Below are 13984 nucleotides of genomic sequence, written 5' to 3' on the forward strand. Positions count from 1 at the left end.
AAGGGAGGATTAAATATGATAAAAAAATTTTTAACAGTTTTATTTTTATCTTTAAGTTTGACTCTTTCAGCTTTTTCATATAGTAAGGATTTTAATGAGCTTTATAATCTTTACTATATGATTAATACAAATAAAGAAGGGGATTTAAATGCTGTTATAGAAAAAATAAAAAATGGTAATTATGGAAATATAGAAAAACAAACTTATGAGAATCTTATTTTACTTATGTATATATATATGAATCCTAAAAGTAAAAGAGAGACTTATAAATTATTAAATGATAATATAAATAAGAATACTCCGTTACTTTCAGAAAAAGATGCTGATTATATGTCTTCTGTTGCTGATGTGATGAGCGGTGCTATTAATTATTCTTCATTTAATGATGTTATAAAACTTTCAGCAAAAGCTGGGGAGATATATGATAATGCTTTAAAAGTAAATGCCAATCATTTTCCTTCGCTTTTGGGCAAAGCAATACTTACAGCGTACAGTCCGGAGTTTGTAGGAGGCGGAATAGATAAAGCAATTCCAATATTTAAAAAGGCTGAAAGTAATGCCAAAGAGAAATGGGAAAAACATATAGTTTATTTATGGACTTCTCAGGCTTATTTTAAAAATAATGATAAAGCCAATTATGATAAGTACATAAAAATGGCAAAAGATATATTTCCAGAGGGGGCTTTTATAAAAAATGTTATTGATATGAATAATAAAGGAAAAGGAATGTTTAATTAATATATAGTTATATATAAGATTATTATAATAGATTATAAACTTAAAAATTGTTAGTATATATAAAATTGCTGTAATAAATAAGGATATTAAAATGTTTAGAGTGATTGTTTTGATTTTTATTAGTTCTTTCTTAGGATTATACGCTGAGGTTTCAAGCGAGGCTAATGCTGTATTAAAAGAAATAGATAATAAAAATAATGAATATCATTCAGGTGAGAGACTTGTAAGAACGAGCGAGGCTAAAGATATTTTAAACAGAATAAAAAACAGTAATTTAAGCGAAGAGGAGAAAATGTATTTAAGTATAGAATGTTACACTCTATGGGCTAATGTATCTATAGCAAGCGGAAGTTTTGAAGAGGATTATAAAATATTAGGGGATATATATAAAGATCTTAAAAAGGATAAAGTTTTTAAGAAAGGCTCTTCTGATATTTACGGAGCTTATGCTAATTTTGCTAATTCTTTTGCTTCTCTTGCTTTTTTCAATAAAAAATATCCTTACAGTGTGATTGTTGATATGTATATTTATTCTCGTTTATCTTTATTAAAGAACAAAAATAATATAAGAGCAAAGCAGGTTTATGGAATGTGGCAGATAGCTACTTTGAGTTTTTATAATAATGCGGCATACTATTCTGTGATGACATCATTAAATGATACAAGTAATTTGCCTAATTATATGATTTACAGAGCTTATATTTACAGGTCTATGGCATATATGAAAGTAAATGAAACAGATAAGGCATTTGAAGAATTGGATAATGCTTTGAAAATGTATCCTAAAGGTTTTTACGGATATTTATTAAAAAGCTCTTACGATAAAGGTAATGACGGATTTTTAAGTGCGGAGGGGGCTGACTTTTAATTATGATAAAATGCGAAAATATATCAAAAATATATAAGACTAAAGATTATAATATAGCAGCAAATAAAAATATTAGTTTGGAGATAAAAGACGGAGAAATTGTTTGGGTGGCTGGAGTTTCTGGAGCTGGTAAAAGTACGCTTCTTCATATACTTTCAAGTATAGATATTCCTACAGAGGGAGCAGTTTATTGGAATGATAAAGAGGTTTCAAGATTGAGTGATAGAGAAAGAAGCAGTTTCAGACTTTTAAATATCGGGCTTATTTTACAGTCGCTTGAACTATTAAAAACTCAGAGTGTATTTGATAATGTGGCACTTCCTCTTAAATTTTTAAATGAAAGTTCTTCTAATATAAATAAAAAAGTTAATGAAATATTAGAAAACTTAAAAATAGATAATTTAAAAAAGAAAAAACCAGAACAGCTTTCAGGAGGACAAAAACAGAGAGTTGCCATAGCTAGAGCATTGGTAAGCGAAGCCCCTTATATATTCGGCGATGAGATAAGTGCGAATTTAGATACTGACACGAGCAAGTTTATTTATGAATATATAAGAAGAACTATAAAGAGAAGAAACGGCATAGGCTTTTTTATTTCGCATGATGAATTGATAGAGAATTATGCTGATACAAAATACATTATGAGAGATGGAGGACTAATACTCAATATATAGTAATAATTTTTAGTTTTTTGTGCCGTAGTCAAGCGAAGTGGTGAAAAGAACAGTAATAAAATTTTATTAATAATTATAATAGACTTGTTTCAAAACTAATTTTTTATAATTTTGTGGGGACTAGCCCTACGAAGTACACAGTCGTGCCACACCCCACTTCTTTTGCCGAATAGGCACCTACAAAATAAGGCCTTATATCAGGTATAGAGTAGGCAGCTTTTATTTTACCTNGATTATACAAACAAACTAAAGATATAGAACTCATTAGGCAGGCATTAAATCATAGCAGTATAGCTATAACAGGAATATACTTAAAAAGTTTGGAGGTAGAATAATATTTTATTGTTGCGATAATTTATGTTATCGCAACTATTATTATCCTGCCGCAAAGGCTTACGAAGTGGCTCTACTTATTCATATATTCTTTATGTATCATAGCTATATACTGACTAGCTGATAAATTAAGTTCGGCAGCCTTTTCTACTATACTGTTCCATATATCATCATGCATAGTTATATTATGTCTATTCATTTTACCTTTGTTAATATCTATGACAGGTCTTCCAGCACCTTCTCTTTTACCGCCTCTATTTTCTGTTACTTTTTTTTCCATAACTTATTCCTTGATTTATATTGACTTATTATTATATATATATATAATAATAGTTATATGGAAGCTACGGCTGGAGCTTGTCGGAGCCCCAACCGCTTTCTACTGCTTATTAATAGCTTATTTTCTTATGCTATTAACTAATGATATAATTGCGGCTAACAAGTATATCACTGCAGTTATGAAAGTTATAGCTTCCATATTTTTATATCCTCCTTTCGTTGAATATATACATATTATATACGCATTTAATCAAAAAGTCAATAGTAATTTAATAAAAAAATAATTTTTTTTTAACTTTTATTCATTAAATAAAATTATAACTGATTTATATTTGTTTGGTGGGGGTGGGTAAAATCTCTACAGGATTTCAATCGGTGCAACGAGTGGGGAGTCTTTTGTGCATGGCGATAACTTTTTTATTAGGGGGTATCAGCATTATTTTTCTAATTCTTTAATTTTATTTTCTAATTCATCAATTCTTTTTACAGTCTCTTCTAATGCAGCTACTCTTTTTTGTAATTTCTGCATCTCGCTGCCTTTCTCTTCCCATTCTTTTTTGGCTTTTGCAACACAAGCCTGCACAAAACCTCCAAATGTGGCATTAGAATAGTTCAAAGGATCAGCCTTAGATTTTTCAACCATTTTTACAACCCATCTATATATATCTTGATTAAAATTAATAGTAATACCATTTCTAGAATCCATTAAAATCTCCTTTTTTGAATTATATTATTTTATTGATAAAAAATTATAAAAATAACCAATTTAACAATTTGGCAATTTAAAAAATAATTTTTTTACGGAAAAGAACTTGCTATCTTTAGGAACAGAGTTATTGTCATCACATAAATAAATAATTAAAAAAGAGGTTATATATGGATAATAAAATAACAACATTAGAAGATGCCAAAAAAAAATTAGGTAATAATTTATTAATATTAGAAAATAAAAATAGTATTATAGTATTTGATAGAGAAAAATATGCTTTATATAAAAAAAATGTGAATTGTTTAGTTTTTACAAAGAGAGGGAAATTTAAATATTATTCTAGTATGACTAATGATTTAAGATTATATAAAAGATTATATAATCAACTGTCAAAGAAAAGATAAGGAAAAATAATTTTTTGTAGGGCTGCTAAAAACAGTCCTATTTTTTTTGCCTTAATTTTAATTAATAAGTGGAAAAAAGTTTATTTTCTGCGGAAAAGAACTTGCTATCTTTAGGAACAGAGTTATTGTCATCACATAAATAAATAATTAAAAAAGAGGAATTAAAGATGATTAAATTAAGAATGTTTTTTATAGTTTATGAAAAGGCTTTAGACTTATTAGAAAAAAAAGAATATGAATATGCGGCAGATAAGTTTAAATCTTTACTTGAAATGCTAGAAAATAATAAAAGTGTTATATTAAATATTCTATTTTATTATTATTAAAATCTTCTTTTAATGTATCATCATTATGAAATAATTTTCCCGGACAGCTTATATTATCTATTTTTAATATTTTATCATACATTTGAGCTCTTATATTGCTTACATCATGACCTGCAACTAATGAAGCAAATTTATTCTTTTTTGACTTAGCATTATTAATATTATCTATAACTTTTTTTATATCATCTTTAGTATAATCTTTATTATCTAATATTCCATTAAAGTGATAAAATATCCATACAGGAAATCTAACATAATTTTGACATTTATTTTCATCTAATCTGTCAAAACTAAGTGATAAATCAACATCATTAATACAATTATCCGAATATTTAGACCAACTTTTATCAACAGCACTATTTGATACGCATTCACCTGTATAAAATATTTTTATTTTAGCCTTTGATTTTTCTAAAAAATATCTATTACCTATAGGGCCAAAAACTTCTATGTCTGCTTTATAACTAACTTCTAAGTCATTAATATAATATTTTTTTATTAAATTATAAAAGCCACTTTTATAAAATTCTTTTTCATCCATTGCCCAATCATTAGTAATAAAAAATGTTTTCTTATTTTTAACATTTTTTGAATAAAATAGATAATTTACCCAATAACAAAAATTCCTTGTACTAAGATGCTCTCTCATAATTGACCATCTCAATTTATCTCTCAAACTTCTAATTGGTATAAACCATATTAAATAATGTACAAAATTTCTATCCATATAAAAATCTCCAATTTTTATACTTAATTAAAGTTTAAATTTATTTGTTTCAAAAAATTAAATAATTTGTTATTTATGTATATATTTTTTAATTGTACTTTATTTTTATAAATAAAACAAATCTGTATAATAAATTATGATATAGAGTGTTAATCTATAGTAATATTATATTTCATTATTATATAGATGTCCGCTTATTTAAACATTAAAATTATATTATTTTAATCTTTCATTTATGAGAGTTTCTAATCTATTCAGTATTTTAGTTCTTCTTTCCCAAAGATAATCAACCATAGAATCATATATTTTTATCTGTTTCTGAAAAGAATCAAATAATTTGTCATCTTTATGTAATTTTTCTATTTCTTTTATAACTTCATCATTATCTTCATCTTTTTTAAAAAATAGTAATGCATTCTTATTAACTAAATCAAGTTCTATGTTTTCATCGCCATTATATATGGGTATGCAGCCTGACTTAAAAGCATCAAAAAGTTTTTCAGTTATATATCCATCACTAATAGTATTTTCAGGACATATATTGAATTTAAAATCTCTCAGATATTCTATTTTATCATTATTAAAATCTTGTTTTAATGTATCATCATTATGAAATAACTTCCCAGGACAATTTATATAATCTATTTTATATATTTTATTATACATTTGAGTTCTTATATTGCTTATATCATGACTAGCAATTAACGAAGCAAATTTATTTTTTTTTGATTTAGCTTTATTAATATTATCTATAACTTTTTTTATATCATCTTTAGTATAATTTTTACTATGCAATATTTCAGGGAAATTAGCATATATCCAAATTGGGAAACGCACATAATTTTTATACCTATTTTCATCTAATCTATCAAAACTAAGCGACAAATCAACATAATCAATGCAGTTATCAGAATATTGTGCCCAAGTTTTATTAATGGCATTTTTAGATACGCATTCACCCGTATAAAATATTTTTATTTTAGCTTTAGAATGCTCTAAAAAATATCTTTTACCTACAGGTCCGAAATATTCTATATCAGGATTATATCCTATTTCTAAATCATTAATATAATATTTTTTTATTAAATTATAAAAAATATTTTCACTAAACTCTTTTTCATTTACAGGCCAATCATTTCTGACAAAAAATGTTTTTTTATCCTTTATACTATTTTTGTAATGATTATAATTTATTTTGTATCCCAAATCTTTTAAATAAACAGAATCTATTCTTATTTTATTTCTTATGATCCTTATAGGAATAGGCCAAACTAAATACTCAATCAAATTCTTTTTTAATAATAATTTATCTTTCATAAATGACTTTATTTTTTTAATTTATCTAAACTTAATCCAACATTATTTAGATCATATTCAAGCATTATTTTTACTAATTCTTTGAAAGTAGTTTTTGGCTTCCATCCTAATTTTTCTTTTGCTTTTGTAGGATCTCCAAGTAAAAGATCAACCTCAGCAGGTCTATAATATCTAGGATCTATCTCTACATACTTTTTCCAATCAAGCCCAACAAGTCCGAAAGCTTCATCTAAAAATTCTCTTACTGAATGAGTTTCACCTGTAGCTATAACATAATCATCAGCCTTTTCTTGCTGCAGCATAAGCCACATAGCCTCAACATAATCTTTAGCATATCCCCAGTCTCTTTTAGAATCCAAGTTTCCTAAATATAATTTATCTTGTTCTTTATTAAGTATTCTAGCTATAGCATGTGTGATTTTTTTTGTTACAAAAGTTTCACCGCGTCTTGGACTTTCATGATTAAATAGTATACCATTGCAAGCGTACATATCGTAGCTTTCTCTGTAATTAACAGTTATCCAATATGAATATAATTTAGCACATGCATACGGACTTCTAGGATAGAAAGGTGTTTTTTCTGTTTGAGGAGTTTCAACAACTTTTCCATATAATTCGCTTGTTGATGCCTGATAGAATTTAGTTTTTATCCTAGTATCTTTTATAGCATCAAGTATTCTTATAGTACCAAGACCTACAACATCAGCAGTATATTCAGGCATGTCAAAACTCACTCTTACATGGCTTTGAGCAGCCAAATTATATATTTCATCAGGCTGCACTTTTTCTAATAGTCTTGACAAATTGGAGCTATCTGATAAATCACCATAATGGAGAAACATTTTTACATCATTAATATGAGGATCTTTGTATAAATGATCTATCCTTTCAGTATTAAGTGATGAACTTCTTCTTATTATACCATGTACTTCATATCCTTTTTCTAATAAAAGTTCTGCTAAATATGAACCATCTTGTCCTGTAATTCCTGTTATAAGTGCTTTTTTCATGTTATATCCTATTTATTGTAGTTTTTTAAAAAATCTTCATAAGCTATTTTTAATCCATCTTCAAGTTCTACCTTGTATTTCCAGCCCAAAGCATTTATTTTACTAACATCAAGCAGTTTTCGCATAGTACCATCTGGTTTGGAGCTATCTAATTTTATTTCTCCTTTAAAACCGACAGTCTTTTTTATTAATTCTGCCAGCTCTTTAATAGTAACTTCTTTTCCAGAGCCTATATTTATAAACTTACCTATATCTTTGGTATTTTTATTTTCCATTAAATAAATGCAGGCTTCTGCTAAATCATCAGAAGACATAAACTCTCTTAAAGGAGTACCACTTCCCCAAATAACAGTTTCTTTTAAATCGTTTATTTTTGCTTCATGAAATCTTCTAATAAGCATTGGTATAACATGAGCATTTTCAGGGTGATAATTATCATTTATGCCATAAAGATTGCATGGCATAACAGCAATGTAGTTTGTATTATACTGTCTATTATAAGCATCGCATAATTCTATACCTGCAATTTTTGCTAATGCATAAGGCTGATTTGTACTTTCTAAATATCCAGAAAGCAGATATTCTTCTTTTATAGGCTGAGGGCATTCTTTAGGATATATACAGCTTGAACCTAAAAACATTAATTTTTTAACATCGTATTTGTATGATGCTTCTATTATATTGTTCTGTATTTGAAGATTGTATAGTAAAAAATCAACAGGGTATGTATTATTTGCGTATATTCCGCCTACCTTCGCTGCTGATAAAAATACCCACTCTGGTTTTTCTTTTTCAAAAAAATTAAATACTTTTTCTCTATCTCTTAAATCTAATTCTGAATGTGATTTTCTTATTATATTACTATATCCGTTTTTAGTAAGAACTCTGTCTATAGCACTTCCCACTAAACCTCTATGACCTGCTATGTATATTTTCATATTTTTATCCATAAATATTATTTCCTTTTATTTATCTTTTCCTGTTATAGCTTCTACAATGTTCACCAAATTTCCTATAGAACGATTGAAATACACCAATACATCTCCGTATAGATGTGCATTTAAAGCAGGTATTAATGATTTATCAACATTATCATAATGTCTTTCTCTGGCTTCATAATAAAATCCTTTAATCTGATGATATTTTTCCATAGCCTCATCATAAGTCTTTTCTTTGTTTAAAGAATAATATTCAAGTATTAATCCTGCCAAATAATCTATAAAATCTTTATTATTATGGAGCATTTTTATTATATCTTCTTTTTGCGTTTCATTGAATGATGTTTTCTTTTCATTTCCTTTAATAATAGCCTTTCCTAAATCTTTTAAATTATCCCCTAAATTCTCATAATATGTACTTATATTAATAAGAGAAGCAATATTAGCTGAATTTAAAGTATTTTTACCTAGTAATTTTAATAAAAAAGCATGAATTTCCTGATCCGTATTATCCAGCATTTTTTCATGATCCCTTATCTTTGTAAGAAGCCTTTCGCTAGGATTATCAAATAATTGCTCTATTCTTGCAAGCATTTTTTTAGCAATATCTCCCATATATGTTACTTCTTTCCTTACTTCTATTTCAGCAGAAACAGGCATATTAAGAAGTTTATCAGAAAGAACACTGACATGCTTTTCATCTTCTTTATCTTTAATAATGAAACAAACTATCTTTTCTAATTTTTCTGTTAGGAAATAAAATACTATAACATTTATAATATTAAACATAGTATGTGCAGCCGCTATATAAAATGATATATTGACATACTTATTATTTACTACAAGATTAGGATCTCCTATATTCATAAATCCCACAATTATATCAACTAATTTTATATAATATGGGAATAGGAAGAACATATATATAACACCAAATATATTAAATAAACAATGCACTAAAGCAGCTCTTTTGGCATTAGTGGAAGCTCCCAAAGTGGCTAAAACAGCTGTAATTGTAGTACCTATGTTTTGCCCTAATATTAAAGCAACACCTGTAGGATAGTCTATTAAACCAACTGAAGCTAATGATATAGTTACCCCCAAAGCTGCACTGCTTGATTGTATTATAGCTGTTACAACCATACCTATTACTACACATAGGAATCTTCCGTACATAGTATCAGCATTGGCTATTAAAAATACTTTTTCAAAATCTTCAGAACCTCTTACACCTTCAAATGCAGTTTTCATAAGTATAAGTCCATAGAATATCATACCAAATCCCATCAATATTTCACCGAAAAATCTTAGTTTTCTATTCTCTGAACCGAATATTACTATTATAGAACCTATACCTAAAGAAGGCAATGCTAGTACATCTATATTCAATGATATTATCCAACCTGTAACAGTTGTACCTATATTTGCTCCTAGTATTATATTAATAGCCTGTGATAAAGTAAGCAAATTCGCATTTACAAAACTTACAGTCATTACCGTAACTGCACTGCTTGACTGAACTATTGCCGTTATAAGAAAACCTAATGATATCCCTAATATTTTATTCTGAGTTACTTTATGAAGTATATCTTTTAATGCATTTTCTGTACTTTCCTGAAGTCCGTCTGAAAAAACTTTAAGACCGTACATAAAAAGTCCGAATCCGCCTACTAAATAAAAAGACAATGTTAAAAGCATATATGTATCCTATAAATTTTATAAAACTAGGAGTGCTTAGAATATCATAAATAGATAAAAAGTCAATCAAAATAAATTATTATGTTAACAAAGTCTAACATTTATATGCTTTTATCTAAAAATAATATACGATAATATATACAAATAAATAATATAATTGTTTCAAAAGTAGTTGACAAGATTAATTATGAAAATTATTTAATTTTAAAATTATAAATATTATGTTTTACATGTAGTATAGGCTATTATTTTAATGTATGAATACACATTCTTTCTCCTGCTTACATATGTCATAGATAAGTTTTGTGAAGCGGACTTCGTTAGCACGCATGATGAGGAGTAAAGCATCAAAAAATAAGCTATGTTGCCGGGGCATAATTTATAAAAATACTATAAATTAAAACATTAGAATCACTTATTAATCAAGTTTTAAAATAAGCCTGTACTATAAAATTATTTAATATAGAATTCAAAAAGTACAGATATATGTTATCAGACTTATATATTTTATTAAATTTTCATTTTTCTCTAATAAATATATTAGTTTTTACGGTTAATATTTTTATTTAATAATAATATTGCCTTAATATAACCTTAAATTTTTTCCATAAAATACAACATTTCAGACTATTTTTTCAAATTTTCATATAAAAAATTGAAATTTATAAAAAAAATAATAATTTAATAAAAAAACCGGTAACATTACTATTGACAATAATACTATTTAGTATATAATGTTTTCAACAAATAAAAATTAAAAATAGGGGGATTAACTATGAATGAACAATTAGAAGCTATTTATAACAAAATAGTGAAAAGAAATCCTGGCGAAGTAGAATTTCACCAAGCAGTTAAAGAAGTATTAAACACTTTGGAAGTTGTATTAAAGAAAAAACCTCATTATGTTGAACAAAAAATAATTGAAAGAATGTGCGAACCTGAAAGACAAATAATGTTCAGAGTACCTTGGATGGACGATAAAGGCGAAATACAGGTAAACAGAGGATTCCGCGTACAGTTTTCAAGTGTAATAGGACCTTATAAAGGCGGACTTCGTTTTCACCCATCTGTTTATTTAGGTATTATTAAATTCTTAAGTTTTGAGCAAATATTCAAAAATGCTCTTACAGGATTACCTATAGGCGGAGGTAAAGGCGGTTCTGACTTTGACCCTAAAGGAAAAAGTGATAATGAAGTTATGCGTTTCTGCCAAAGCTTTATGACAGAGCTTCAAAGACATATAGGTTATGATATTGATGTACCTGCTGGAGACATAGGAGTTGGCGGAAGAGAAATAGGTTATTTATTCGGACAGTATAAAAGACTTAAAAACAGATTTGAGCCAGGTGTATTAACAGGAAAAGGTTTAGGTTACGGCGGTTCTTTAGTTCGTACTGAAGCTACTGGTTACGGACTTGTATATTTCACTGACCTTATGCTTAAAACTAATGGAAAAAACGGCTTTGAAGGTAAAAAAGTTGTAGTTTCTGGTTCTGGTAATGTAGCTATATATGCTATGGAAAAAGCTGCTCAATTAGGTGCTAAAGTTGTTGCTTGTTCTGACTCTAACGGAGTTATTTATGATGAAAACGGCATTAATTTAGATACTGTAAAAAGATTAAAAGAAGTAGAAAGAAAAAGAATTAAAGAATATGCTTCTGCTCATTCTTCTGCTAAATATTTAGAAAATGGAAATATTTGGGACATTGCCTGCGATATTGCTATGCCTTGTGCTACTCAAAATGAGCTTGATGCTAAAAGTGCTGAAACATTGGTTAAAAATGGATGTATATCTGTTACTGAAGGTGCTAATATGCCTGCTACTCCGGAAGCTGTTGAAGTATTCCAAAAAGCTGGAGTATTATTCGCACCAGGAAAAGCTACAAATGCTGGTGGTGTTGCTACTTCTGCCTTAGAAATGCAGCAAAATGCGTCTATGGATAAATGGGAGTTTGATTATACTGATAACAAACTTAAAAATATTATGACTAATATACACAATACTTGTTATCAAACTGCTGAAGAATACGGTTGTAAAGGCGACTATTTGAAAGGTGCTAATATAGCCGGATTTGTTAAAGTAGCTGATATAATGATACCTTACGGTTTAGTTTAATACTTTATAGTTTTTGGTAATGCTGTTAGTATAAAAATACTGACAGCATTATGTTTTTTTAAATAGTTCTAAAACAATCTAATATAAACTCATCAAATATTAAAAAATTATTTCTCTTTAGCTTGTGTAACCTCTCCAAAAAAATACAGCATTTATAAAAAATAAAAAATTTTTAATAAATTCAATTTTATTATATAATATAAGCAATGTTTTAAAAATTATGTTTAGGATTTATTAATATGAACAAAATAGAAAACTATTTTTTACAGCAAAATAAAATAAAATTTTCAAATGTTGTATGCAGTCAGCATAATAAAAAAATAGTATTAAGAAATCCAAAAAAAGCAAAACAAGCAGTAAAAAAAGAAGAAAAAGATATTAAGAATGAAGGCATAGAATTAATGAAAGAAATAAAAAATGAAGATTTAAAAAAGATATATAGCGAAGTAGAAAAATGCATGAAATGTGAGGCATTATGCAATAGAAGATTAAATGTGGTATTTGGACGAGGAGATGAAGAGCCTGATATAGTATTTGTAGGAGAGGCACCGGGGGCAGACGAGGATAAACAAGGACTTCCATTCGTAGGAAGAGGCGGAAAACTTCTTGATAAATGGATTGAAAGACTTAATATAAATAAAGAAAAATACTATATAATGAATGCTCTGAAATGCCGTCCTCCTGAAAACAGAGATCCTTTGCCTGAAGAAAAAGCCAACTGCAGAGATTTTTTTGTAACTCAATTACAGATACTTAATCCTAAAATAATATGTGCATTAGGCCGTCATGGATTCGGTAATTTAATAGATTTTGACTTAAAAACTCCTTTCGGAAAAGCTAGAAATAAAGTACATTACTACAATAATAATGGAAAAGATGTGCCTGTAATAGCTACTTATCACCCTGCTTATATTTTAAGGAATCAAAAAGAGGAAGATAAAGTCATAGCAGATTTGGAGTTTATGCTTAGCGAACTTGATAAAGTTAGAAATAAATAATAAAATAGTTTAGGAGATTTATTTGAAAAAGTATTTTGTTTTAATGATCATAATATGCAAATGTCTTATGCCTAATTCATTTGACAATATAATAAATGCTGCAGATTATGAAACTTATGAAAATATAGAATATTCTAATATTCCAAAAAAGCCTACTATATTTGATTATATAAATCATAAAAATCAATTATCTGATATTATAGAAAGAATAAACAAATATTTAGATAATAATGGAGATATTAATGCTGTAAATAAAAACGGCAACACTTTACTTATGGAAGCAGTATCTATAGGATACTATGATTTAGCTGATTATTTAGTAGACAAAAATGCTGATATATCTATAACAAATGCCAATGGAGAAAATGCTTTAATACTTTCTTCACATTATCCATATATAATGAATCTCCTTATAAATAATAATGCTGATATAAATATTGCTGACAATAACGGTAAGACAGCACTTCATTATGCTTGCGAGTATGGGGATTTATATTCAGTAAAACTTCTAATAAAAAACGGTGCTGATATTAATAAAAGAGATATATTAGGAAAAACTATCCTTATGTATGCTGTTGAAAATGAACATCTTTTATTAATAAAGTATTTAGTAGAGGATTTAAAAGTTGATATTAATGAAAAAGACGATTGGGGTCAGAATGCCATGTTTTATGCTACAAAAATAGATACGGCAAGATATCTCATTTATAATGACATGAATTACACCGATGTTAACTCAATAGGATTAAAGCCTTATGAAGTTATGAAATACAATGGCTATATAAATGTATCAAATTATCTGCAAAAGCTGGAAAAAAGAAGATAACTTATAAAAAATACCTTTAAGTA

15 protein-coding genes and 1 pseudogene are annotated in these 13984 nt (G+C 27.3%); 9 read left to right on the plus strand and 7 right to left on the minus strand.

Translation table 11 applies throughout. The features are described from left to right. Window positions 1-15: 15 nt before the first annotated feature. The 4 genes and pseudogenes from BFL38_RS08455 to BFL38_RS15485 form a co-directional block, all read left to right on the plus strand. Window positions 16-738, plus strand: coding sequence for a hypothetical protein (locus tag BFL38_RS08455; protein ID WP_069726642.1), 723 nt, complete (start codon window positions 16-18; stop codon window positions 736-738). A 91-nt stretch (window positions 739-829) separates the two neighbouring features. Beyond that, the gene (locus tag BFL38_RS08460; protein ID WP_069726643.1) at window positions 830-1606 is read left to right on the plus strand and encodes a hypothetical protein; all 777 of its coding nucleotides are present in this window, start codon (window positions 830-832) and stop codon (window positions 1604-1606) included. A gap of 2 nt (window positions 1607-1608) precedes the next feature. Continuing rightward, complete coding sequence (locus BFL38_RS08465; protein WP_069726644.1) at window positions 1609-2280, plus strand: ABC transporter ATP-binding protein; 672 nt, start codon at window positions 1609-1611, stop codon at window positions 2278-2280. A gap of 233 nt (window positions 2281-2513) precedes the next feature. After that, a pseudogene (locus tag BFL38_RS15485) lies at window positions 2514-2615 on the plus strand (tyrosine-type recombinase/integrase); the annotation flags it as partial. Between the two features lie 71 nt (window positions 2616-2686). Here the strand turns inward: BFL38_RS15485 and BFL38_RS08470 are convergent. After that, a complete protein-coding gene (locus tag BFL38_RS08470) occupies window positions 2687-2893 on the minus strand; it encodes a hypothetical protein (RefSeq protein WP_008727979.1) in 207 nt (68 codons plus the stop codon). A gap of 435 nt (window positions 2894-3328) precedes the next feature. Continuing rightward, window positions 3329-3598, minus strand: coding sequence for a hypothetical protein (locus tag BFL38_RS08475; protein WP_069726645.1), 270 nt, complete (start codon window positions 3596-3598; stop codon window positions 3329-3331). A 170-nt stretch (window positions 3599-3768) separates the two neighbouring features. Between BFL38_RS08475 and BFL38_RS08480 the strand changes: the two genes are divergently transcribed. Next, window positions 3769-4005 (plus strand): hypothetical protein, encoded by a 237-nt coding sequence (locus BFL38_RS08480; RefSeq protein ID WP_069726646.1) that lies wholly within the window; start codon window positions 3769-3771, stop codon window positions 4003-4005. 167 nt (window positions 4006-4172) lie between these two features. Further along, window positions 4173-4331: a hypothetical protein gene (locus tag BFL38_RS15170; RefSeq protein WP_176720564.1), complete on the plus strand. Its 159-nt coding sequence runs from the start codon at window positions 4173-4175 to the stop codon at window positions 4329-4331. On the opposite strand, the gene BFL38_RS08485 is transcribed toward BFL38_RS15170, so the two are convergent. From BFL38_RS08485 to BFL38_RS08505, 5 genes are all read right to left on the minus strand, one after another. Next, complete coding sequence (locus BFL38_RS08485; protein WP_176720565.1) at window positions 4300-5058, minus strand: hypothetical protein; 759 nt, start codon at window positions 5056-5058, stop codon at window positions 4300-4302. The genes BFL38_RS15170 and BFL38_RS08485 overlap by 32 nt on opposite strands. Window positions 5059-5274: 216 nt before the next feature. After that, window positions 5275-6375, minus strand: a complete 1101-nt coding sequence (locus BFL38_RS08490; protein WP_069726647.1) for a glycosyltransferase family 10 domain-containing protein — start codon at window positions 6373-6375, stop codon at window positions 5275-5277. Window positions 6376-6383: 8 nt separating this feature from the next. Then, window positions 6384-7385 carry a GDP-mannose 4,6-dehydratase gene (gene gmd / locus BFL38_RS08495; protein WP_069726648.1) on the minus strand — a complete coding sequence of 334 codons (1002 nt, stop codon included), beginning with the start codon at window positions 7383-7385 and terminating at the stop codon, window positions 6384-6386. Between the two features lie 8 nt (window positions 7386-7393). Beyond that, complete coding sequence (locus BFL38_RS08500) at window positions 7394-8335, minus strand: GDP-L-fucose synthase family protein (protein ID WP_069726649.1); 942 nt, start codon at window positions 8333-8335, stop codon at window positions 7394-7396. Window positions 8336-8350: 15 nt separating this feature from the next. Beyond that, entirely contained in the window at window positions 8351-10021 is a 1671-nt protein-coding gene (locus BFL38_RS08505; protein WP_069726650.1) for a Na/Pi cotransporter family protein, read from the minus strand. Window positions 10022-10796: 775 nt separating this feature from the next. On the opposite strand from BFL38_RS08505, the gene gdhA reads away from it, so the two are divergent. The 3 genes from gdhA (at window position 10797) to BFL38_RS08520 (ending at window position 13961) form a co-directional block, all read left to right on the plus strand. Then, window positions 10797-12137, plus strand: coding sequence for an NADP-specific glutamate dehydrogenase (gene gdhA, locus BFL38_RS08510; RefSeq protein ID WP_069726651.1), 1341 nt, complete (start codon window positions 10797-10799; stop codon window positions 12135-12137). 239 nt (window positions 12138-12376) lie between these two features. Beyond that, window positions 12377-13135: a uracil-DNA glycosylase gene (locus BFL38_RS08515; protein ID WP_069726652.1), complete on the plus strand. Its 759-nt coding sequence runs from the start codon at window positions 12377-12379 to the stop codon at window positions 13133-13135. 67 nt (window positions 13136-13202) lie between these two features. Further along, a complete protein-coding gene (locus BFL38_RS08520; RefSeq protein WP_069726705.1) occupies window positions 13203-13961 on the plus strand; it encodes an ankyrin repeat domain-containing protein in 759 nt (252 codons plus the stop codon). Window positions 13962-13984 lie beyond the last annotated feature (23 nt).

The sequence above is a fragment of the Brachyspira hampsonii genome (genome assembly GCF_001746205.1).
GTDB lineage: Bacteria > Spirochaetota > Brachyspiria > Brachyspirales > Brachyspiraceae > Brachyspira > Brachyspira hampsonii_B.

Bases quoted from the DNA above. Each gene is read 5' to 3' on its own strand.
- BFL38_RS08455 (WP_069726642.1), top strand. From the start codon at position 16: ATGATAAAAAAATTTTTAACAGTTTTATTTTTATCTTTAAGTTTGACT.
- BFL38_RS08460 (WP_069726643.1), top strand. From the start codon at position 830: ATGTTTAGAGTGATTGTTTTGATTTTTATTAGTTCTTTCTTAGGATTA.
- BFL38_RS08465 (WP_069726644.1), top strand. From the start codon at position 1,609: ATGATAAAATGCGAAAATATATCAAAAATATATAAGACTAAAGATTAT.
- BFL38_RS08470 (WP_008727979.1), bottom strand. From the start codon at position 2,893: ATGGAAAAAAAAGTAACAGAAAATAGAGGCGGTAAAAGAGAAGGTGCT.
- BFL38_RS08475 (WP_069726645.1), bottom strand. From the start codon at position 3,598: ATGGATTCTAGAAATGGTATTACTATTAATTTTAATCAAGATATATAT.
- BFL38_RS08480 (WP_069726646.1), top strand. From the start codon at position 3,769: ATGGATAATAAAATAACAACATTAGAAGATGCCAAAAAAAAATTAGGT.
- BFL38_RS15170 (WP_176720564.1), top strand. From the start codon at position 4,173: ATGATTAAATTAAGAATGTTTTTTATAGTTTATGAAAAGGCTTTAGAC.
- BFL38_RS08485 (WP_176720565.1), bottom strand. From the start codon at position 5,058: ATGGATAGAAATTTTGTACATTATTTAATATGGTTTATACCAATTAGA.
- BFL38_RS08490 (WP_069726647.1), bottom strand. From the start codon at position 6,375: ATGAAAGATAAATTATTATTAAAAAAGAATTTGATTGAGTATTTAGTT.
- gmd (WP_069726648.1), bottom strand. From the start codon at position 7,385: ATGAAAAAAGCACTTATAACAGGAATTACAGGACAAGATGGTTCATAT.
- BFL38_RS08500 (WP_069726649.1), bottom strand. From the start codon at position 8,335: ATGGATAAAAATATGAAAATATACATAGCAGGTCATAGAGGTTTAGTG.
- BFL38_RS08505 (WP_069726650.1), bottom strand. From the start codon at position 10,021: ATGCTTTTAACATTGTCTTTTTATTTAGTAGGCGGATTCGGACTTTTT.
- gdhA (WP_069726651.1), top strand. From the start codon at position 10,797: ATGAATGAACAATTAGAAGCTATTTATAACAAAATAGTGAAAAGAAAT.
- BFL38_RS08515 (WP_069726652.1), top strand. From the start codon at position 12,377: ATGAACAAAATAGAAAACTATTTTTTACAGCAAAATAAAATAAAATTT.
- BFL38_RS08520 (WP_069726705.1), top strand. From the start codon at position 13,203: ATGCCTAATTCATTTGACAATATAATAAATGCTGCAGATTATGAAACT.